This window comes from Glutamicibacter sp. B1 (genome assembly GCF_039602135.1).
Taxonomy (GTDB): domain Bacteria; phylum Actinomycetota; class Actinomycetes; order Actinomycetales; family Micrococcaceae; genus Glutamicibacter; species Glutamicibacter ectropisis.
On record NZ_CP125942.1, the window covers coordinates 1510005 to 1530407 of the forward strand.

The following is a 20403-nucleotide window of genomic DNA, read 5'->3' on the forward strand; positions in this document are numbered from 1 at the left end:
CAGTAGATGAAAATCATGTTGCTAACTCACTCGTTTTCGCCTGAAATTTCACCGCCGCAACGACGCTGGTCCGTTATTGCAGATGAACTAGCTAAACTGGGCAATGAAGTTACTGTAGTTACTCCTAAATCTGGAGCGAATTCTGCTCAAGGGACAAGGACGCCTACCGATAGTGAGCGTATCTACGTTAGACGGTATAAGTCGTTAAGCAAGCCTAAAACCATGCTTGGAAAAGTACTTAAGCATGGTGTAGATGCTATATTGAGTCTTCCCGAAGCTCTAAAAGCAACAAGTCCCGACATCGTGATCGCAACCGTACCGGCATTGCCGACACTGATCGTTGGGTATGTAATTAGCAAAATTCGTAGGGCAGCCTTCGTCGTCGATTTACGTGATGCTTGGCCCGACCTCTTACGCGAGTCTCAAGTTTTGAAATGGCGTTGGATGGAACCAGTGGTTTCTCGTATGCTGGCATATCTCGTGAAACGAAGCGATCTACTGGTGACAGTAACGCGAGGGCTCGCAATTAGGATGCGACTTAATGGAGTCAAGAATGTTGCGACTATACCCAATGGCGTCGAAACCGATCGGCCCGAAGTTTCCATAAATCACGAACCCAGAACTGATGCTATAAGGGTGCTCTATCTAGGGAATATTGGTCGAAGCCAAGGGCTAGAAACCCTCGTCCATGCAGCTAAAATCCTAGGTAACAAGGTTTCGGTAAGAATAGTCGGAAACGGTACAGAGAAACGACGTTTGACGGAACTAGCTGACGAACTCCAAGTGCAAGTTGATTTCAGAGAGCCGGTCTATGGCGACCTTGTGCTTGAAAATTATGCCTGGGCAGACACCTGCGTCGTTTCGTTGCGACCAGATTGGCCAAGTTTTGAACACACGATACCTTCGAAACTTTATGAATTATTGTATTTGGACCGACACATAACTGGCATGGTTCGTGGCGAGGCTGCTGGCATTATTGCTGCTTCAGGATCTGGACAAGTAGTTGGACAGAACGTTTCTGCATTAGTCCAGTATTTGACAAATTTGGCAGCCAACCCTGACCGGCTAAAAACGAGTAATCGCGGTTCAAAATGGGTAAAACAAAACGCGTCGTTAAGAGACGCCGGACGCGCCTACGCTGAGCTCCTTGGCGACGTCGTATCCCGTGGAGCTAAGAGCTAGGACCGAATTTTTGAATACCCGATTATTTTCAAACCTCATGACTACCGGTTTTTTGACGGCTTCGAACCTCGCTGACGACCCGAGCTACTTTGCCCTGCAAGTAGCAAGAAAGTTCAGACATCAAGTCACTGTCAAGTTTCTGAATAACGCACTTTCTTTGGGGAAGCAGAATCTTGCGGCACTTGCGTTCTCAGCGATGATTCGCGACGATAGCGTTCAATTGCGGAAAATCTGCCGAATGTGGTTAGAAGAATCAGACTCAAATCGTGGAGCCGTTTTTTTGGCGAACCTGTGCATCTCCATCGGTGACTGGGACACTGCAAGCAAGCTATTAGGGGAAGTCACTCCGTCTCGAAATATGATTCGCTCCGCGGCGCGATTGCAATGGGGACTAGGGAATATGAGCGAAGCGATAGCACTGCTTGAAAAGATCCCGGCAAACAGACAAAAGCGACACTATATATCTGAATATCAAGTATATTCGGGAAAAGAGCCCAGTCTCTCACCAACGCGATCATTGAATTCAGCCAGTAAAGGGCATGATTCCGTTATTTTCTTGGTGACGAACTCGTTGCCACACACCAACAGCGGGTACGCGCAGAGAACGCAATCGACGTTGTCGGCACTTGTGAAGGAAGGGTGGAAAGTCAATGCCTGCACCAGGGTGAATTATCCACTCAATATCGGGGCAGTCCGCGCGAAAACTTCCGATCGAATTGGGCAAGTAGATTATGAGCGCTTGATTCCATCTCGGGCAAAATTCGATCTGTCTGGGCGAATTCAGCAACAAGCGGAGGAACTATTGGCTAAGGTCGTTCGTGATCGGCCTCAGGTTCTACATACCACCACGGATTTTTCTAATGCGCTGGCAGTTAAAGCTGTGGCTGAGGCGACCGGAATTCCGTGGGTGTATGAAGTGCGTGGCCAGTTGGCCGACACGTGGCTCTCTACACGACCAGAGACGGCAAAAGAGTCGGAACGCTACAGGCTATTCATGGAACGTGAAGCCTTTGTGGCAAAGCATGCAGATCATGTTTTTACCTTGGGCGACGTGATGAAGAAGAATCTTATCGTGGCGGGCGTCGACGCGAATAAGATTTCATTATTGCCCAATGGAATTGGCGAGAAGTTTCTAGAAGAACCAGTGCCAAGAAGCGAAGCACGTGGGCAACTGTCGCTTGACCCAAATGCTTTTTATGTTGGAACTGTCAGCAGCTTAGTTCCTTATGAAGGACTCTCCACCGTGATTAAGGCTGTCGCTGAACTTGCCGGCACCCATAAAGATCTACGTTTGCTGATTGTCGGAGATGGGACTGATCGGGAAAATCTGATCAGTCTTGCCAATGAATTGGGAATTGCTGAACGTTGTGAATTTCCTGGCCGCATCGCCAGGGAAGAAGCGCATCTGTATCACGCATCGTTAAATGCTTTCGTCGTGCCACGAATCGATTCGGCAGTTACTCGATCCGTTACGCCATTGAAACCTGTGGAAGCCATGGCCTCGAAGGTCCCCGTACTGGCCTCGAATTTGCCTGCGCTAAGGGAACTAATTGCTGACGGTGAGAACGGTCACCTCATTGAGTCCAATAATGTCTCGGCTTGGTCAGAAAGCATAAGCGGTCTGATCTTAGACCCGGAGCGCGCGGAAGACATGGGCAAGTCAGGGCGTGAATTTGTGCTTGCGAATCGCACCTGGGAACAAAACGCCGCTAGCATTATCAAGGTTTACGAAAGACTAAATAAAGGTTAACGCGCGGGTAATAAATAAAGCTCGATGACTATGTGGCTGTCACTCATGCCAGTGATGGGATATGGTTTGTAAGGCTAATCTTGCAACTGCTGTGTTATAAGATCAGCTCGCACGCCCTGTCATAGGGAAAATCGCTCGCACCAGAAGGAAAGTCACTTTAGTGAACAACATTAAAGAAGTCGCCGTTGTCGGTTTGGGTTACATTGGATTGCCAACCGCGGCCATCCTTGCCTCGAAGGGCATCATCGTTAAAGGCGTAGATGTAACTCCTCGTACCGTAGAAGCAGTAAACAAGGGCGAAGTTCCATTCGTTGAACCAGCACTGGGCGAATTCGTTTCTGCCGCCGTAGCTGCAGGTACTCTGACTGCAAGCTTCGAGACCCCAGAAGCTGAAGCATATATTGTCGCCGTGCCGACTCCGTTCAACTCGGACTACTCCGCAGACCTTTCGTTTATCGAGTCAGCTGCCGATGGCATCGCTCCAAAGCTCAAGGGCGGCGAATTGGTCATCCTTGAGTCCACTTCCCCTCCTGGTGCAACTCAGCACCTCTTTGATTACCTGCTGGCCAAGCGCCCGGATCTGAACAAAGATAGCCTGCTTGTAGCTCACTGCCCTGAGCGCGTTCTGCCTGGTTATGTCATGGAGGAACTGGTCACCAACGACCGCATCGTTGGCGGTATCACTCCAGAAGCAGCCGATAAGGCCAAGGCTCTGTACGAGACCTTCTGCCAGGCAGCAATCTTGACCACCGATGCAACCACCGCTGAAATGGCAAAGCTGGTTGAGAACTCCTACCGCGACGTTAACATCGCATTTGCTAATGAGCTTTCGGTTATCTCCGACAAGCTGGGCATTGACGTATGGGAACTGATCTCGTTGGCTAACCGCCACCCACGCGTGAATATCCTTCAGCCAGGCCCAGGCGTTGGTGGACACTGCATCGCAGTGGATCCATGGTTCATTGTTTCTGCTGCACCAGAAGAATCAAACCTGATCCGTATGGCTCGTAACACCAACGATGCGAAGCCAAACTGGGTTATCGAAAAGGTTGTTGAAGCTACCAAGGCTCCTGAGTTCAACGGCAAGATCGCCGTGCTTGGTCTGGCCTTCAAGGCAAATATCGATGATATGCGTGAGTCCCCATCGATCGCTATCGCTCGCAAGCTTGCCGAGACGAACCCAAACATTGAATTCCTTGCCGTAGAACCTCACATTGAGTCGCTGCCTAAGTCAATCGAAGGCATCGCCAACCTGAAGCTCACCGAATTAGACGAAGCACTGGAAGCAGCAAGTGTTGTCACATTGCTTGTTGACCATGATCACTTCAAGTCTGTTCCTGCCACTGCCTTGGCTGGTAAGGAAGTTATCGACACCCGCGGTCTCTGGCGTTAATTTCGAGTTGACAAGGTAGGAATCTATGAAAAAGATCATGCCGATTTATGGCACTCGTCCAGAGGCCATTAAAGTCGCACCGATCGTTAAGGCTTTGCAAGGGTCTGACGATTTCGAGTGTGTAGTTGTTGTCACCGGACAGCACCGAGAAATGCTTGATCAGGTCAATGAGCTCTTCGGGATCACACCAGAATATGATTTGGATGTGATTCAGCCTCGACAGACGCTGAACAGTCTGTTGACGAAGACTATCAATGGCCTAGATGAGATTTTCGAGAAGGAAAAGCCAGACGCCGTTGTTGTCCAGGGTGACACGACGACTTCAACTGCGGGAGCTATTGCAGCGTTCTACCGGGGTATCCCAGTAGTCCATGCTGAGGCAGGTCTTCGCAGTCACGATTTGTTCTCGCCTTTCCCTGAAGAAGCGAACCGCAAGCTAACTAGCCAAATTGCAAGCCTGCATCTCGCACCAACCGCACTAAGCAAGCACAATCTCACCAGAGAAACCTTTAGCGGGGACGACATCGTCATCACCGGTAACTCAGTGATTGACGCATTGCTGACTGTGGTTGAAAAGAACGTTCCATTCACGGATCCAAAGCTTGAAGAACTTGTTTCGTCGGGTAAGCGGATTGTTTTGGTCACGACGCACAGGCGTGAGAACCAAGGCGAGCCCATGCGAGGTATTGGTCGCGCTTTGGCACGTCTGTCGAAGGCAGAACCTGATGTTGAGTTCATCTTGCCACTACACCGCAACCCAGCGGTGCGTGAAGCTTTGCTTCCGGAAATTGACGGTTTATCGAACATCACCCTGACCGAACCTTTGGCCTACGGTGAGTTCACGAGAATTATCAATGCGTCTTCCGTCGTCCTCACCGACTCCGGTGGAGTTCAGGAAGAAGCGCCAAGCCTCGGAAAGCCTGTATTGGTCATGCGACTGAATACTGAGCGTCCCGAAGCTGTTGCAGCGGGTACGGTTCGTCTCATCGGTACCGATGAAGAGCGCATCTTTGAATCAGTCACTGAACTGCTTCACGATGAGGCTGCCTATCAGGAAATGGCTAACGCTGTGAATCCATACGGTGACGGCAAGGCCTCAGAGCGAACTGTGGCAGCAATTGCACAATTGCTTGGCATCGGAGATCGCATGGAAGAATTTGCCTCCGTGGTCACTGACCCCGAAGACATGCTTCGCGCGACAAGCATCTAGTTCAAGCTGAAGACCAGTCCTACTCAACGTAGGGCTGGTCTTTTTGCAATTGAAATAGGTGATTAACGGATTAGGCGCCAATCTAATATGGATTCCGGCGCTTTGTCAGTACGATCGAATCATGATGAACCATACAGCGATATTTATAGATGCCGGATTCTTACTTTCACTAGGTGGTCATCGTGCCGCTGGTACTACTTTACGATCGGCTTTTACAACTCACTATGAATCTTTAGTCCGAGGCATAGTTCAAACCGTTAAGAAGAATACGGGGCTCAATAACCTCCGCGTCTATTGGTATGACGCTTCTAAAGACGGCCTATTTACTGAACAGCACAAACGCATCGGCCTGATACCTGGTGTCAAGGTACGCTTGGGCCGTATTTCTTACAACGGTGAGCAAAAGGGTGTTGACCTTCGACTGGCCTTGGACCTAGTCGGCGTTGCTAGAAACCGGTCAGCTTCCATTGCGTATTTGGTATCTGGTGATGATGACCTTGCCGAAGCAGTTGAAGAAGCTCAGGATCTAGGGATGAAAGTTGTCCTCCTAGGCGTTGCTAAATCCGATAGCCGGCTTGGTGTTGCTTCCGTTGCCGAACATTTAGCGTTGACGGCTGACTACATTGAAACCATTCCTAATCAACTACTCGACAGTGCCTTTACAAAAGTCTTGGAATGGGACCAGCACCATTCAGAGAAGACCTCAATTATCGCCAGCGCGCCAACAGAAGCCGCGGCTGTGACGCTACCTAAGCCATTCGCGCCAACACCGGCAGTGATGGCACAGAAAGCCATGGCGAAGGCGCAAACTGCAACTGAGCCTCACGTTGAGGTGGTTTATTCCAGTGGTGGCGAACGCCCTGGATTCAAGGGTAATGCTGCTTATGAGCAGCAAGAGCTTAAAATTGCTGAAGAAATTGGTGCCAAGGTTGCAGAATCATGGCTGGCCTTTACAACGCAATCAGAAGTTGTTGAGCTCATGGCAGATAAGCCTCAGCTTCCACCAGAAATCGATAGAACGCTGCTGAAAGACTGTGCGCAAGTTTTGGGGGAGTGGAAGACAGACCAACAAACAATCCGCCGGACATTGCGGGGCGCCTTCTGGGAGTACTTGAACAAGATCATGTGACGAGTCAGCAACGACTTGAAGAACTGTAACTGAAGCTAGCTAAGGTAAATTTGTAACGTGACTTCTCAGCAGAAACCTTTTTACATCACCACCGCCATTTCTTACCCGAATGGCACACCGCATATCGGCCACGCCTACGAAGTAGTGGCCACCGACGTTATGGCGCGGTTCAAGCGACTTGACGGTCATGACGTGTTCTTCATGACCGGCACTGATGAGCATGGCCAGAAGATGATGCAGACAGCTGAAAAGCTGGGGATCACGCCGGCGCAACTTGCTCAGCGTAACTCTGATGCATTCCAGGCCATGAATGATGAACTGGGTACAAGCTACGACCGCTTCATCCGGACCACCGATGCTGATCATCAGGCTGCCGCCCAAGAGCTGTGGCGCCGCATGGAAGCCAACGATGATATTTATCTAGATAAGTACGCAGGTTGGTATTCGGTGCGTGATGAAGCGTTCTACACCGAAGAACAGACTGAAGTGCGTGAAGACGGTATTCGTTACACAACGGAAACTGACACTGAAGTGACGTGGACTGAAGAAGAATCTTATTTCTTCCGTCTCTCCAAGTACCAAGACAAGCTTCTTGAGTACTACTCCAACAATCCTGACTTTGGTGCGCCACGTTCTCGCTTTAATGAGGTCGTGCGATTTGTTGAGGGCGGTCTGACCGACTTGTCGATTTCTCGCACCACCTTTGACTGGGGTATCCCAGTTCCAGGCAATGAGAAGCACGTCATGTATGTCTGGGTTGATGCTTTGACAAATTACCTCACCGGAGCCGGATTCCCAGATGTTGAGTCTGCTTCTTTCCAGAAGTACTGGCCAGCAGATGTGCACGTGATCGGTAAGGACATTTCGCGCTTCCACGCCATTTACTGGCCAGCATTCCTGATGTCAGCCAAGTTGCCTTTGCCAAAGCGCGTCATGATCCATGGTTTCTTGCATAACAATGGCGTGAAGATGTCTAAGTCCCTGGGCAACACCGTTTCACCGGATGACTTTGTCAACCGCTACGGATTAGATCAAGTGCGCTACTTCTTCCTACGTGAAGTTCCATTTGGTGCGGACGGCAGCTACAACCACGAGACCATTGTTGCTCGAATTAACGGGGACTTGGCTAACAACTTCGGCAACCTTGCACAGCGCTCATTGTCGATGGTGGCAAAGAACTGTGGTGGCGTTGTTCCGACACCTGGTGAATTGCTTGAAGCTGACCAGCAGATTCTGGATGCGGCTGGCAAGCTTCTGGAAGCCAACCGGGATGCCTACTCTCGTCAGGAGTTCAGCAAGGCATTGGAGGCCGTGTGGCATGTGTTGGGTGATACCAACGCTTACTTTGCTGAACAAGAGCCTTGGAAGCTAAAGAAGACAGATCCAGAACGTATGGCGACGGTTCTTTATGTGACCATTGAGATTGTTCGCAAGGTCGCTCTACTTCTACAGCCGGTACTGCCTCAGGCTATGACCGCCATGCTCAATTCCCTTGCCGTGGGTGAAGGTTCCGCTCGTACTTTCGAGTACTTTGATACTGCGTTAGTGCCCGGAACTGAGTTGCCTTCTCCAACTCCTGTCTTCCCTCGCTACGAGGAAGAGAAGTAAAAGGTCAAAAATACAGCCTACTAAGTAACCGGCCGTGGAAAGAACGTAAGTTCTTTCCACGGCCGGTTACTTTATTTCTCTCGAGTTGGAGAGCGGTATTTTTAGGCGCTGACAACTCCGGTTTGATAAGCGATGGCCACAGCCTGAACACGATCACGAGCGTCCAATTTTGCCAGAATATGACCCACGTGAGTTTTGACCGTAGCTTCTGAGAGGAACAATTCCTCGGCAATTTCAGGATTAGATCTGCCCAAAGCGATCAGTCCAAAAACTTCGCGCTCCCGTCGAGTCAGTGAATCAACAAGGTCTGAAAGCAGCTCGTTGCCTTGTGCGCTTTGCTTTTTAAGCAGGGGCGCCATATGGTCCAAGAGCCGACGAGTGGTGGACGGCGCGATGACAGCGTCACCGCGGTTCACTGTGCGAATGGAGTCCAAGAGTTCTTCTGGTGGCGCATCTTTAAGAAGGAAGCCACTGGCTCCGGCCTGAATCGCACTTAACGCGTATTCGTCCATGTCGAATGTGGTCAGCACTATAACCTTGGGACCTTCAGCGGCGGTTTTTGTAGGATCGAGGAGGCGCTCAGTAGCTTCAATGCCATCCATCTCCGGCATGCGGACGTCCATTAAGATGACATCTGCCTGGCTCATCAGGGGAGTGGCGATGGCTTCTCGTCCGTTGCTAGCCTCAACAATCACATTCATATCATCTTGTGAATTGATCAGCATTCGAAAGCCGCTGCGTACCAGTAACTGGTCATCCACCAAGGCGACCTTAATGGCGTTGTTGTTATCCATGTGTGTTGTTAGTCCTCGGAATATGGAATGAAAACGGTAACGGCAAATCCGCCGGATGCTTGAGGGCCAGCACTGCAGGTTCCCTCATATAAGGCTACGCGCTCTTGCATGCCTAAAAGTCCTTGACCCGCGCCCTCCAATTTGATCGCTCCTGCGCCTCGACCATCATCCTTGATTTTTAGCTCCAAGCCACGGTAGGTCCATTCCAAGACGATCTCTGCAATAGCTTTGGAGCCGGCGTGCTTCAGGACATTCGTCAGTGACTCTTGAACACAACGATAAGCAGTTAGCTCTGCGCCGGCAGGCAATTCCTTACGTGGCGTACTGTGAGTTTTGAGAGTCACTTCCAAACCTGAGTTCTGAGCAATCTCAATGAGGTCCGGGACATCGGAGAGCCCCGGAAGAGGTCTATTCTGGAGTTCTTCGTCTTTACGAAGCACACCGAGGAGTCGTCTCATCTCCCGGAGCGAAGCACGCCCGGTGTCGGAAACCGTTTTGAGGGTATCAATGGCAATTTGAGGGTCTTTGACGGCCGCATAACGAGCGCCATTAGCTTGGGTGATGATCACTGACAATGAGTGAGCAACAATGTCATGCATTTCTCGGGCGATATGGTTACGTTCATCGGATGCAGCTAGTGCCCGTTCCATCACACGTTCTTGCTCAAGGCGCTCCGCGTGGTCCTTCAGCGACTTCATGGCTAGACGACGGGTACGTGCCAAGTCGCCAAACGTCCACGAAACCGTCACCACAAGGGCGAGCCCCATGAAGGAAATGAACATGTTGAAAGTCATTGACGGTGTCGGATCCGCTACGTCGGTGTAGGGATTGAACATCCGAACGGTTGCCAGCACCGCACCCAACAATCCGAGACCAAGAGTGCTGAAGGACTGCCACCGTTTTCCGTAGACGGCCATGGTGTAGACCATGATAGGTACCGAGAACTGCGAAGGCAGTATGAGGCCGTCGAAGCCGAGCTGCAGGATATGTCCGAAGGCAATGACCAATGTAACTGCCCATGGATATTGCCTGCGCACCATGAGCGGTGCCGACTGCAACAGCGCAATTGCAAAAATTGAGAAAACTGCGCTTCCAGACATTGCACCGGCAAAACCGATGGTTCCCGGAACGCAGAACAGGGTGTAAACCAGACCTGTTATGAAATCTACTCTTCGTGGATTAGCCCGGATCCAACCATCAACGCGACGGTGGGGATTAGCAAAAATCAATGCTTCCTTCACTTCCGTGATACTTGCTCCGGACTATTAGCGCCTTAGTAGGAAGGTCCGGAATATCTAGAATATCGACTCCAAGCAACGGTGCACCTCATGCCCAGGTTTGAAGTCTAAGGTCCTCGAAGACATAATTCTCAACATGTGAGACAGACTCTCACATGTTGGACTTTCGTCGCTAAAGTTAAGGCATGGCAAATGAAATTGATATTGCGGTCATTCCAGGCGACGGTATTGGCCCCGAGGTTGTAACTGAAGCGGTCAAGGTACTGAACTACGTCACCAACGGTGGCAAGCAAGAAATCAAGCTCACTTACTACAAGCTTGGTGCTGAACACTGGTTGGAAACTGGCGAAACCTTGCCGGACGAAACCTTGGCCAAGATCAAGCAGCATGACGCAATTCTCTTCGGTGCAGTGGGCGCCGCACCGGGCGACACTCGTATCCCGTCAGGCATCATTGAGCGCGAATTGCTTTTGAAGCTGCGCTTCTCTTTGGATCACTTCGTCAACCTGCGCCCATCTAAGCTCTACCCGGGCATTGAAAGCCCACTGTCCAACCCGGGCGACATTGACTTCATCGTGGTGCGTGAAGGCACCGAGGGCCCATATGTCGGTAACGGCGGTTCCGTACGAACTGGCACTGCACATGAAATCGCAACCGAAGTGTCGGTCAATACCGCATATGGTGTTGAGCGCGTTGTTCGTGACGCATTCCGCCGCGCCTCAGAGCGTGACCGTAAGCATGTCACCCTGGTGCATAAGCACAACGTACTGGTCAATGCCGGGCACCTTTGGAAGCGCACTGTCGAAGCTGTTGCAGCAGAGTACCCGGAGGTAACCCACGATTACCTGCATGTTGACGCGGCAACGATCTTCTTGACCACTGACCCATCAAGATTTGATGTCATCGTGACTGACAACCTCTTTGGTGACATCCTCACCGACCAAGCGGGTGCTATCACCGGTGGCATCGGCCTGGCAGCTAGTGGCAACATCAACATGGACCGTACCTACCCATCGATGTTTGAGCCGGTACATGGCTCTGCACCTGATATTGCCGGGCAACAAAAGGCAGATCCAACCGCCGCCATCCTTTCTGTTGCCTTGATGCTGGATCATCTCGGATTGTCAGAAGAAGCACGCTCTGTTGAGCAAGCTGTTGAAAAAGAGATCACTTCACGTCAAGAATTGACCGATAATCGCACCACGAGTGAAATCGGCGATGCAATTGTCGCTTTACTGGCATAAGCTGAAAGTGACGTTTCTGATTAGTTGTTAATCGGAAGCCATTCCACGAACGGATGTTCCGCATTGGCGTGGAGCATCCGTTCTTTGTTTATTGAGCTAGGAAGTCCAAGGTAGATGGAATTCACCGAAAATCTTTCAACAAGTCGCAAGAGCGACCAAGAGCGCGCCAGCGTTTTGGCCAACCCTGGTTTCGGGGACTTCTTTACTGACCACACCGCTGTCGTTGACTGGACCGCCAACGAAGGTGGACGTGACGGCGAGTGGCACGACGCCCGAATTGAGCCTTATGGTCCAATTGCGATGGACCCAGCAGCTTCGGTGTTGCACTACGGCCAGGAAATCTTTGAAGGCTTGAAAGCTTACCGTCACGCTGATGGCTCAGTATGGTCTTTCCGTCCACGTGCTAATGCAGCCCGCTTGAACAAGTCTGCGCAGCGTTTGGCGTTGCCACAGCTTGACGAAGAAGTTTTTGTCGAGTCCCTGAAAAAGCTTGTTGCCACTGATATTGACTGGGTACCAATTGGTGATGGCGAAGCGCTATACCTGCGCCCATTCATGATTGCTACCGAAGCTTTCCTTGGAGTGCGTGCCGCCCGTGAAGTATCCTTCCGCGTCATTGCATCACCAGCCGGAAACTACTTCGGTGGAGAACTCAAGCCAGTAGCAATTTGGGTTTCAATGAACTATGCACGTGCAGGCCGTGGCGGCACCGGTTCAGCCAAGTGTGGCGGCAACTACGCCGCATCACTGGTTGCACAGCTGGAAGCAGAAGAAAACGGCTGTAAGCAGGTTCTCTTCCTTGATTCCTTCAATGACAACGCAGTTGAAGAGCTTGGCGGCATGAATGTTTTCTTTGTTACCAAGGACAACAAGTTGGTGACTCCAGCTTTGACCGGCACCATCTTGGAAGGCGTTACACGTTCATCTGTTATTCAGCTGGCCAAAGACCGTGGCATCGAAGTCGAAGAACGTAAGATCACCCTTGACGAGTGGCGTGAGGGCATTGCTTCCGGCGATATTACTGAAGTATTCGCCTGCGGTACCGCTGCAGTCATCACGCCAATTGGTGTTCTGAAGAACGGTGAAGAACTCATCGGTGACGAGAACGCTCCTGCAGGTCAAGTCACCATGTCTATCCGTGAAGAACTTCTTGGGATCCAGTTGGGTACCGTTGAAGATCGACACGGCTGGTTGGAACGTCTGGCTTAGACAGTAAAGTCTGCGACTACGATGGTCTCGGGGCTAAAGTCCTGAGGCCATCGTTTTATGTGAAAAGGAATGAAATGCACGTACTGGTAACTGGCGGTGCAGGGTACATAGGTTCACATGCTGTGCTTTTGTTGCTCGAGGCGGGTCATAAAGTTTCGGTCTTCGATAATCTCAGTAATTCATCCCCAGAATCGCTACGTCGCGTACGAGAAATGTCTCATTCTTCTCCGGAACTTTTCGTCGGAGATCTGCTCGACAGTGACCGCTTGGATACGGTGCTCAATCAGACAAAGCCGGACGCCGTAATTCACTTCGGCGGTTTGAAAGCAGTCGGTGAGTCAGTCCAAAGACCAATTTCTTATTATCAGAACAACGTCGTTGGAACCTTGAACCTTGTTTCTGCGATGGAGAAAGCGGGCGTGAAGCGCCTAGTCTTTAGTTCTTCTGCGACCGTTTATGCCGAGTCAACTCAGTTGCCTTTACTTGAGAGTGCCCAGCGAGATGCCTCAAGCCCATACGGGCGTACCAAGCTACATATTGAGCAGATTCTCGAAGATCTTGCGGTTTCAGACTCATCCTGGTCCATCGCGACTTTGCGTTATTTCAACCCAGTAGGTGCCCACCCATCAGGCAATATCGGGGAGGATCCACAGGGGATCCCAAATAACCTCATGCCATTCATAGCGCAGGTTGCGGTCGGACGTCGTAATGAAATACAAGTATTTGGCAATGATTACCCCACCTACGATGGAACGGGCGTTAGAGACTACATTCACGTGATGGACCTGGCCCAGGGCCACCTTGATGCCTTGGACTACCTGAACAATCACACCGGGCAATTTGTTTGGAACTTGGGAACCGGTAGCGGAACTAGTGTCCTTGATGTCATCGGGGCGTTCTCCAGAGCCTGCGGGAAGCAACTGCCGTATAAATTGGTGGACCGCCGTCCGGGAGATATCGCCGAGTATTACGGGGATCCAACAACTGCTCGCCTAGAGCTTGGTTGGAAAGCTGAACGAGGTGTTGAAGAAATGGCTCGTGATATGTGGGAATGGCAGTCCAAGAATCCTTCTGGATATCCGGACTATGATCTTGAAGGTATTTCTGAGGAAGAAATCAACGATTATATTCGCGGAGATCGTGCCGCAATCGCCAAACAAGACTAGACAAGAGATATAGCGATATGAAAATTGCAAGATTTGTAGTAGACAGTGACCCGCTCTATGGAGTCGTGGATGGCAATGACATCCATGTACTTGCGGGAGACCCATTCTTCCAAGGAATTAAAACTACCGGAGCAACACACAGCCTGGACGATGTTCGATTGGTCGCGCCGATCATTCCACGTTCGAAGGTCGTTGGTTTCGGACGTACCTACCGCGAACACGCTAAGGAACTTGGCAATGAGGTCCCTCAAGAACCAATTATGTTCTTGAAGCCAAACACTGCAGTAGTAGGCCACGGGGATCCTGTGACCTTGCCAGCGTTCTCTGACGAAGTTTCCTTCGAAGGTGAACTCGCAGTAGTTATCGGACGCATCTGCAAGGACGTACCTGCCGATAAGGCGCAAGACGTGATCTTTGGCTACACCGTGGCTAATGACCTCACCGCGCGTGACGCGCAGCGTAATGACCCACAGTGGGCTCGAGCCAAGGGTTTCGACGGGTCTTGCCCGCTAGGTCCGTGGATTGAAACTGAACTAGCTGATCCAGATGACGTTGGAATTGTCACTCGTGTTAACGGCGAAATCCGTCAGGACGGGTCAACTAGCGAGATGATTTGGCCAGTAAATGAACTGGTAGCGCGAGCATCAGAAGCGTTCACACTCCTACCAGGTGATGTCATCATGACTGGAACACCTGCGGGCGTTGGATTGGTTAATGCCGGCGATGTCGTTGAAATTGATCTCGAGGGAATCGGATCATTGCGTAGCGTTTTCCGTCGATAACAACTGCACGTAATCTCCCTTCATCATTTTGGTGGAACCGCACTGGCTCTCGATCATTTATGTGATAGGGAGCCTTGCGGTTTAAATGCAACTTTCGCCGTTGAAGGCATAGAATGAAGACATCATGACTGATCTATCGCTGATTCCTGTAGTAACCGAAGACACCCCGGTTCGCGTCCGCTTCTGCCCATCACCCACTGGTACGCCACACGTTGGCCTGATCCGTACGGCCCTTTTCAACTGGGCCTACGCACGTCACACCGGCGGCAAGATGATTTTCCGTATCGAAGATACCGATGCGAAGCGTGACTCGGAAGAAAGCTACAACCAAGTTCTTGACGCTTTGGGCTGGTTGGGCATCGACTGGGACGAGGGCGTAAACGTCGGGGGACCGCACGAGCCTTACCGCCAGTCTCAGCGAGGCGAAATCTACCAAGACGTCATTGCCAAGCTTCGCGAAGCCGGTCACCTGTACGAGTCATACTCGACTCCAGAAGAAATCGAAGCGCGCCACAAGGCTGCAGGACGAGATCCAAAACTTGGATACGACAACTATGACCGTGAACTGACCGATGAGCAGAAGGCCTCGTTCAAGGCAGAAGGCCGTGGGCCAGTTCTGCGCGTACGCATGCCCGATCACGACGTCACTTTCAATGACTTAGTACGTGGAGAAATCACGTTCAAGGCAGGCAGCGTCCCGGACTACGTTGTAGTTCGTGCCAACGGCCAGCCACTGTACACGCTGGTTAACCCGGTGGATGATGCTCTGATGGGAATCACTCACGTACTTCGTGGTGAAGACCTGCTGTCCTCGACTCCTCGTCAGGTTGTGCTGTATGCGCTGCTCTATGACATCGGTGTTGCGAAGTACATGCCTCGTTTCGGTCACCTCCCATACGTCATGGGCCAGGGGAACAAGAAGCTTTCCAAGCGTGATCCAGAATCAAGCTTGTTCCTGCACCGCGACAATGGGTTTATCCCGGAGGGTCTGCTCAACTACTTGGCACTGCTGGGTTGGTCCCTGAGCGCCGATGAAGACATCTTCACCAGCGAGCAGCTCGTTGAGGCCTTTGACGTTACCGATGTTCTGTCTAACCCAGCGCGCTTCGACGTCAAGAAGGCAGAAGCCATCAACGGCACACACGTGCGTATGTTGGAGCCACAAGACTTCCGTGATCGTCTGGTTCCTTACCTTCAGGCTGCAGGGCTTGTTGGCGCAGAACTAACTGCCCGCGAAAATGAAATCCTTGATCAGGCGGCTCCTTTGGTCCAAGAACGCATCGCGCTCTTGGGTGAAGCCACGGACATGCTTGAGTTCCTGTTCAAGACTGATGATGAAATTGTCATCGCTGACAACGCACTGAAGGGCATGCCTGCAAACCTTGTTGAGGTTGTTGATGCTTCCGTCGAGGCTCTGGAAGCACTGACGGAATGGAACGCTGAGACTATCCAGGGCGCACTGCGTACCAAGCTGGTTGATGAATTGGCGCTGAAGCCACGTCAGGCCTTCGGTCCAGCTCGTGTCGCTATCTCGGGTAAGCGAGTTTCACCACCGCTCTTCGAGTCCATGGAAATCTTGGGACGCGATTCAAGCTTGAACCGTCTGCGCGCATTTGGGGCGTCGCGGTAGGCTTCTTCCTCTTACAGGATGATGTGATCAATGCACCTTGGGTTAGAACAACTTCTCTAGTTGTTCTAACCCAAGATGTTTTTGCGTTCCTGACCAACTTTTCTTGGTCATGAAGCAGTATGCGAATCCGAGTTTTGGAAAAAGTTACGGAAGTGGGTCACTTCACACGGGTTTTTCTTCGGGGTTTTGCTCCTTCTATTAGCTTCAAGCTCCGTGCATTAGCGGTTTCCCGCGGTTCTTTGATGCTTCCATGGATCATTTCCTCGATTTGTGTACTTGATTCTTGACAGGTATAGTTTTATCTCGTGCTACGGGAGTGGCCGGGAATAATGTTTGACAGTATTTCTAAAACTCCAAGTCACATTGGGATATGGTGTAATTGGCAACACAACGGTTTCTGGTTCCGTCATTCTAGGTTCGAGTCCTGGTATCCCAGCGCTTCATCGGAGTGATCCGGTGAGTCAAGGTAAAACTTGACGTACGGCCCCATCGTATAGCGGCCTAGTACTCCGCCCTCTCACGGCGGCAACACGGGTTCGAATCCCGTTGGGGTCACCACATAAAACCACGGAGAAATCCGTGGTTTTTTGCATTCTCTAGAAAATGTGCTTTGAGTACCCAGCAATCACCGTTGTCATAAGGCAAGATGGTGCACATGGAGTCGAACTCAGATCAGACCACGCCTGCAATGAGCGATGTTACTGCAACCGCAGGAATCAATAACGTCACCATTGAGAACCTCACCGAATTGCGTGAAGTACTCGCTGATCTAGTTTTCGTCGGTAACCCGTTAGGTGCCGCAACTGAAATAGATCAGTTGCGAGAAAAAACGGTGCACCAAATCTCTGACTATTTGATACCACGTGTCTCAAATCTTGGAGCTCCACTACTTGCGGTTATTGGCGGTTCCACCGGTTCAGGTAAGTCCACGTTGGTGAACTCGCTCATCCGTGAACAGGTAAGTATCGCAGGTGCAGTTCGTCCAACAACGCGCACACCAGTGCTCGCTTTCAACCCCATAGATCAGCCATTCTTCGAATCTGACCGCGTGCTGCCCGAACTCGCTCGAATCGTTGGAAGCGGAATACCAATCACTGGTGATTCTTCGCGCAACGATGCGCTCCTAATGAAGCCACACGAGAGCGTGCCTCAGGGGCTAGCAATCCTTGATGCACCAGATATTGACTCTGTCTCAGATGACAATAGGGCGCTGGCGGGCCAACTACTCAATGCCGCGGACCTGTGGATTTTTGTGACCACTGCCAACAGATATGCAGATGCCCTGCCATGGGAATTATTGACGGACGCAGGAGTACGAGACATTACTGTCTGTGTTGTGCTTAACCGAGTGCCGCCAGGCGCGGAACACGATATTGTGCCGGATCTACGCCGACTTCTCGCAGAGAAAAACCTAGACCCTGCCTTATTACACGTCTTTAATGAAACGCAACTCAATGATCAAAAGCTATTGCCACCGGAGCAAGTCGAACCGCTTTCGGCTTGGCTAAATTCTCTTGCGGAGGATTCAACCAAACGCCAAGAATTAGCAGCCCAAACACTCGCAGGCGCATTACGACGCACCACCGCGGATGTAGGCGAGCTTCTCGCAGAGCTGCAAGATCAGGAGAAGCAGCTTGATGATCTACGTCACCTGACCACTGAGCGATTTTCTCAGGCCCAAGAGCGAATCAACGCGGCTCTCAACGATGGGTCCTTATTGCGTGGGGAGATCTTGGCACGCTGGCAAGATTTTGTTGGCGCAGGAGAACTGTTGCGGGGCATCGAAGGCGCCATTGGCCGTGTCAGGGACCGAGTAGGGGCATTCTTCTCTGGTAGACCGCCTGCTACTCATCGTGTGGAGCAAGCCATCGAATCGGGTTTACACACGGTCTTTATTGCCGAGATTACTAAAGCGTGTCACGACGTGGATAGATCTTGGAAAAATACACCGCTAGGCAAAGAGCTTCGAGATCAACTGGCTACGCCACGCCCACCCAAGGATCTTGATGAGCAAGCTGCTGAAAGTGTTCGACTTTGGCAAAAAGACATTCTCGAGATGATTCGTGCCGAAGGTGCCGGCAAACGCAAAACAGCACGGTTGGCTGCCTTTGGAGTCAACGGAGTTGCGGTAATTCTGATGGTAGTCGTTTTCGCATCCACCGCTGGACTGACAGGTATTGAAATCGGTATTGCTGGTGGATCTGCTGTGGTGGGACAGAAACTCCTGGAAGCCATCTTTGGTGAGGATGCGGTACGACGAATGGCGACCCGAGCAAGAAAGATGTTGGATTCAAGGGCCGAAGCTTTGACCGGACAAACCATGGAATTGTATTCCGCTGAAATTGATCATGCCGCGCAGCCTGAGACTGCTCAAACTTTGAGCCGAGTTACCGACGCACTGAACGGCAAGGAGGCCAAGAAATGACAGAACGAAAAGTTATCCGTGCTGTTAATGGTCTGAACCAGCAGATAGATAGTGTCGTGGAAGCAATGCAGCTTGCTGAACCATACTTGGACTCAGAAAGCATTGACTTGGCAGCGTCGGTGATCAGAAAATCTGAATCACGTCGACAACTATCTTCTGAACACGTTGTTGTTGGCCTATTCGGGGCAACCGGTAGTGGCAAATCGACACTATTCAACGCATTAGTAGGTAGCGAATTGGCCTCCACGGGAGTAATCCGCCCAACGACTACCAATACGGTTGCCGCTATTTGGGACACAGAAAATTCTGGTGAACTATTAGATTGGCTTGAAGTGACAGACAGGCATGTGATTGCCGAGTCATCCGGACCTAAACGCCGTTCAGCTAAAAATGATTTTGACTCTGGACTGTTGCTCCTCGATTTGCCGGATATGGATTCGACTAGGGTGGAGCACCACGAAATAGCCAAACGGCTAGTAGGCCAGGTCGATTTCCTCGTTTGGGTACTTGATCCCCAAAAGTACGCAGATGCATCCATTCATCATGGATACCTGAATTCTCTACGTAGCCAGCAGGGCAACATCTTGATAGTGCTGAACCAGATTGATCGTGTTGCCGAGTCAGACCGAAACACTATCGTCAGTTCCTTACGGGACATTCTCCTTGCCTCCGGGCTAGATCGCCTCCCTATCGTGTGTGCCTCGGCAACCACAGGAGAAGGACTAGAAGAAGTCCATCGGCAGATTGCCGCGGCTGCAAAGAACAAGGCGATCGCAACCCGTAGGCTTCGTGCGGATGTTGACCAAGTGGTGCATCATCTCAGCGAAGAACTCGGTGTTGGGAAGGTTCGTCTACCAAGCCAAATGAGTCAATCTGAGCTTGAACGAACCATCGCAAATGCACACGGAGCACAGTACATTGCGGATGCGGTGGAAACATCCTACAAACTACGTGCCGCACGCCGCACCGGATGGCCACTAACTACGTGGCTGACCAGGTTGCGCAACGATCCCTTGCAACGAATGAACTTGGGGCGGAAACGCGATGATCCTGAACTATCCATCACCTCACGCCCGGAACTTTCAGTTGCCGAATCAGCAGCCATAGATCATGCCGTTGACACCTATGTCCAGCAAGCTATAGAGGACCTGCCTGATAGCTGGAACGAGCCAATCAGGGAACAGGTAGGATCCAATCTCCAGCAACTGGATGGGGCAGTTGATGCCGCAATTGCAGGCACAGACCTAGGCATCGAGAAGACTTCATGGTGGTGGCCGTTGGTCAAGTTTATCCAGTGGGTCTCACTGCTGGCTGCTCTTGCTGGGGCACTGTGGTTAGCAGCCTACCCTTTGGCTGGCTACTTCCAATTTAACCTTCCAGAAGCTCCCCGTGTTGAAGGTATTGCTGTTCCAACCCTCATCTTGGTGATAGGCGTACTGCTTGGTATCGTCCTAGGAATTGGGTGTTCATTCGTCAATCGAATAGTGGCTAAAGTTAAACGTAGGAAGGCGTTAAAGAATATAGAACGTTCAGTATCAGGCTTAGTTCGCACTGCCGTTGTTGAACCAGTGGATGAGTACCTGAACACTTATAACCGCTATGCCGCCCTTATTACCTCAGCAGCGAAGAAAGCCGAATAGAAC

General features: G+C 51.2%; 15 protein-coding genes and 2 tRNA genes. 15 read left to right on the top strand and 2 right to left on the bottom strand.

From position 1 onward, the window contains the following. Positions 1-6: 6 nt before the first annotated feature. From QMQ05_RS06990 to metG, 6 genes are all read left to right on the top strand, one after another. On the top strand, positions 7-1182 hold the full coding sequence (locus QMQ05_RS06990; protein ID WP_345474145.1) for a glycosyltransferase family 4 protein: 1176 nt from the start codon (positions 7-9) through the stop codon (positions 1180-1182). Between the two features lie 10 nt (positions 1183-1192). Then, a complete protein-coding gene (locus tag QMQ05_RS06995) occupies positions 1193-2932 on the top strand; it encodes a glycosyltransferase family 4 protein (protein WP_345474147.1) in 1740 nt (579 codons plus the stop codon). Positions 2933-3092: 160 nt separating this feature from the next. Next, positions 3093-4325: a UDP-N-acetyl-D-mannosamine dehydrogenase gene (wecC, locus tag QMQ05_RS07000; RefSeq protein ID WP_345474149.1), complete on the top strand. Its 1233-nt coding sequence runs from the start codon at positions 3093-3095 to the stop codon at positions 4323-4325. 25 nt (positions 4326-4350) lie between these two features. Next, complete coding sequence (wecB, locus tag QMQ05_RS07005; protein WP_345474151.1) at positions 4351-5535, top strand: non-hydrolyzing UDP-N-acetylglucosamine 2-epimerase; 1185 nt, start codon at positions 4351-4353, stop codon at positions 5533-5535. Positions 5536-5656: 121 nt separating this feature from the next. Then, on the top strand, positions 5657-6664 hold the full coding sequence (locus QMQ05_RS07010) for an NYN domain-containing protein (RefSeq protein WP_345474153.1): 1008 nt from the start codon (positions 5657-5659) through the stop codon (positions 6662-6664). A gap of 57 nt (positions 6665-6721) precedes the next feature. Next, positions 6722-8272, top strand: a complete 1551-nt coding sequence (metG, locus tag QMQ05_RS07015) for a methionine--tRNA ligase (protein ID WP_345474155.1) — start codon at positions 6722-6724, stop codon at positions 8270-8272. A gap of 101 nt (positions 8273-8373) precedes the next feature. Here metG and QMQ05_RS07020 read toward each other — a convergent pair whose 3' ends face one another. Next, the gene (locus QMQ05_RS07020) at positions 8374-9066 is read right to left on the bottom strand and encodes a response regulator transcription factor (protein ID WP_345474157.1); all 693 of its coding nucleotides are present in this window, start codon (positions 9064-9066) and stop codon (positions 8374-8376) included. Between the two features lie 8 nt (positions 9067-9074). Continuing rightward, on the bottom strand, positions 9075-10307 hold the full coding sequence (locus QMQ05_RS07025) for a sensor histidine kinase (RefSeq protein WP_345474159.1): 1233 nt from the start codon (positions 10305-10307) through the stop codon (positions 9075-9077). A gap of 182 nt (positions 10308-10489) precedes the next feature. Here QMQ05_RS07025 and QMQ05_RS07030 point away from each other — a divergent pair, with 182 nt between their 5' ends. From QMQ05_RS07030 to QMQ05_RS07070, 9 genes are all read left to right on the top strand, one after another. After that, positions 10490-11548 carry a 3-isopropylmalate dehydrogenase gene (locus QMQ05_RS07030; protein WP_345474161.1) on the top strand — a complete coding sequence of 353 codons (1059 nt, stop codon included), beginning with the start codon at positions 10490-10492 and terminating at the stop codon, positions 11546-11548. 114 nt (positions 11549-11662) lie between these two features. Beyond that, the gene (locus QMQ05_RS07035; protein ID WP_345474163.1) at positions 11663-12757 is read left to right on the top strand and encodes a branched-chain amino acid aminotransferase; all 1095 of its coding nucleotides are present in this window, start codon (positions 11663-11665) and stop codon (positions 12755-12757) included. A 74-nt stretch (positions 12758-12831) separates the two neighbouring features. After that, positions 12832-13923: a UDP-glucose 4-epimerase GalE gene (galE, locus tag QMQ05_RS07040; RefSeq protein ID WP_345474165.1), complete on the top strand. Its 1092-nt coding sequence runs from the start codon at positions 12832-12834 to the stop codon at positions 13921-13923. A gap of 17 nt (positions 13924-13940) precedes the next feature. Continuing rightward, the gene (locus QMQ05_RS07045; RefSeq protein ID WP_345474167.1) at positions 13941-14705 is read left to right on the top strand and encodes a fumarylacetoacetate hydrolase family protein; all 765 of its coding nucleotides are present in this window, start codon (positions 13941-13943) and stop codon (positions 14703-14705) included. A 124-nt stretch (positions 14706-14829) separates the two neighbouring features. Continuing rightward, positions 14830-16335, top strand: a complete 1506-nt coding sequence (gene gltX / locus QMQ05_RS07050) for a glutamate--tRNA ligase (protein ID WP_345474169.1) — start codon at positions 14830-14832, stop codon at positions 16333-16335. Positions 16336-16699: 364 nt separating this feature from the next. Beyond that, positions 16700-16771, top strand: a tRNA-Gln gene (locus QMQ05_RS07055). 46 nt (positions 16772-16817) lie between these two features. Next, positions 16818-16893: transfer RNA gene (locus QMQ05_RS07060), tRNA-Glu, on the top strand. A gap of 97 nt (positions 16894-16990) precedes the next feature. Next, positions 16991-18760: an ABC transporter gene (locus QMQ05_RS07065; RefSeq protein ID WP_345474171.1), complete on the top strand. Its 1770-nt coding sequence runs from the start codon at positions 16991-16993 to the stop codon at positions 18758-18760. After that, on the top strand, positions 18757-20400 hold the full coding sequence (locus tag QMQ05_RS07070; RefSeq protein WP_345474173.1) for a GTPase: 1644 nt from the start codon (positions 18757-18759) through the stop codon (positions 20398-20400). The genes QMQ05_RS07065 and QMQ05_RS07070 overlap by 4 nt, the downstream gene beginning before the upstream one ends. Positions 20401-20403: the final 3 nt, after the last annotated feature.

Bases quoted from the DNA above. Each gene is read 5' to 3' on its own strand.
- QMQ05_RS06990 (WP_345474145.1), top strand. From the start codon at position 7: ATGAAAATCATGTTGCTAACTCACTCGTTTTCGCCTGAAATTTCACCG.
- gltX (WP_345474169.1), top strand. From the start codon at position 14,830: ATGACTGATCTATCGCTGATTCCTGTAGTAACCGAAGACACCCCGGTT.
- QMQ05_RS07010 (WP_345474153.1), top strand. From the start codon at position 5,657: ATGATGAACCATACAGCGATATTTATAGATGCCGGATTCTTACTTTCA.
- wecB (WP_345474151.1), top strand. From the start codon at position 4,351: ATGAAAAAGATCATGCCGATTTATGGCACTCGTCCAGAGGCCATTAAA.
- QMQ05_RS07070 (WP_345474173.1), top strand. From the start codon at position 18,757: ATGACAGAACGAAAAGTTATCCGTGCTGTTAATGGTCTGAACCAGCAG.
- QMQ05_RS07035 (WP_345474163.1), top strand. From the start codon at position 11,663: ATGGAATTCACCGAAAATCTTTCAACAAGTCGCAAGAGCGACCAAGAG.
- galE (WP_345474165.1), top strand. From the start codon at position 12,832: ATGCACGTACTGGTAACTGGCGGTGCAGGGTACATAGGTTCACATGCT.
- QMQ05_RS07045 (WP_345474167.1), top strand. From the start codon at position 13,941: ATGAAAATTGCAAGATTTGTAGTAGACAGTGACCCGCTCTATGGAGTC.
- QMQ05_RS07065 (WP_345474171.1), top strand. From the start codon at position 16,991: ATGGAGTCGAACTCAGATCAGACCACGCCTGCAATGAGCGATGTTACT.
- QMQ05_RS07030 (WP_345474161.1), top strand. From the start codon at position 10,490: ATGGCAAATGAAATTGATATTGCGGTCATTCCAGGCGACGGTATTGGC.
- QMQ05_RS07020 (WP_345474157.1), bottom strand. From the start codon at position 9,066: ATGGATAACAACAACGCCATTAAGGTCGCCTTGGTGGATGACCAGTTA.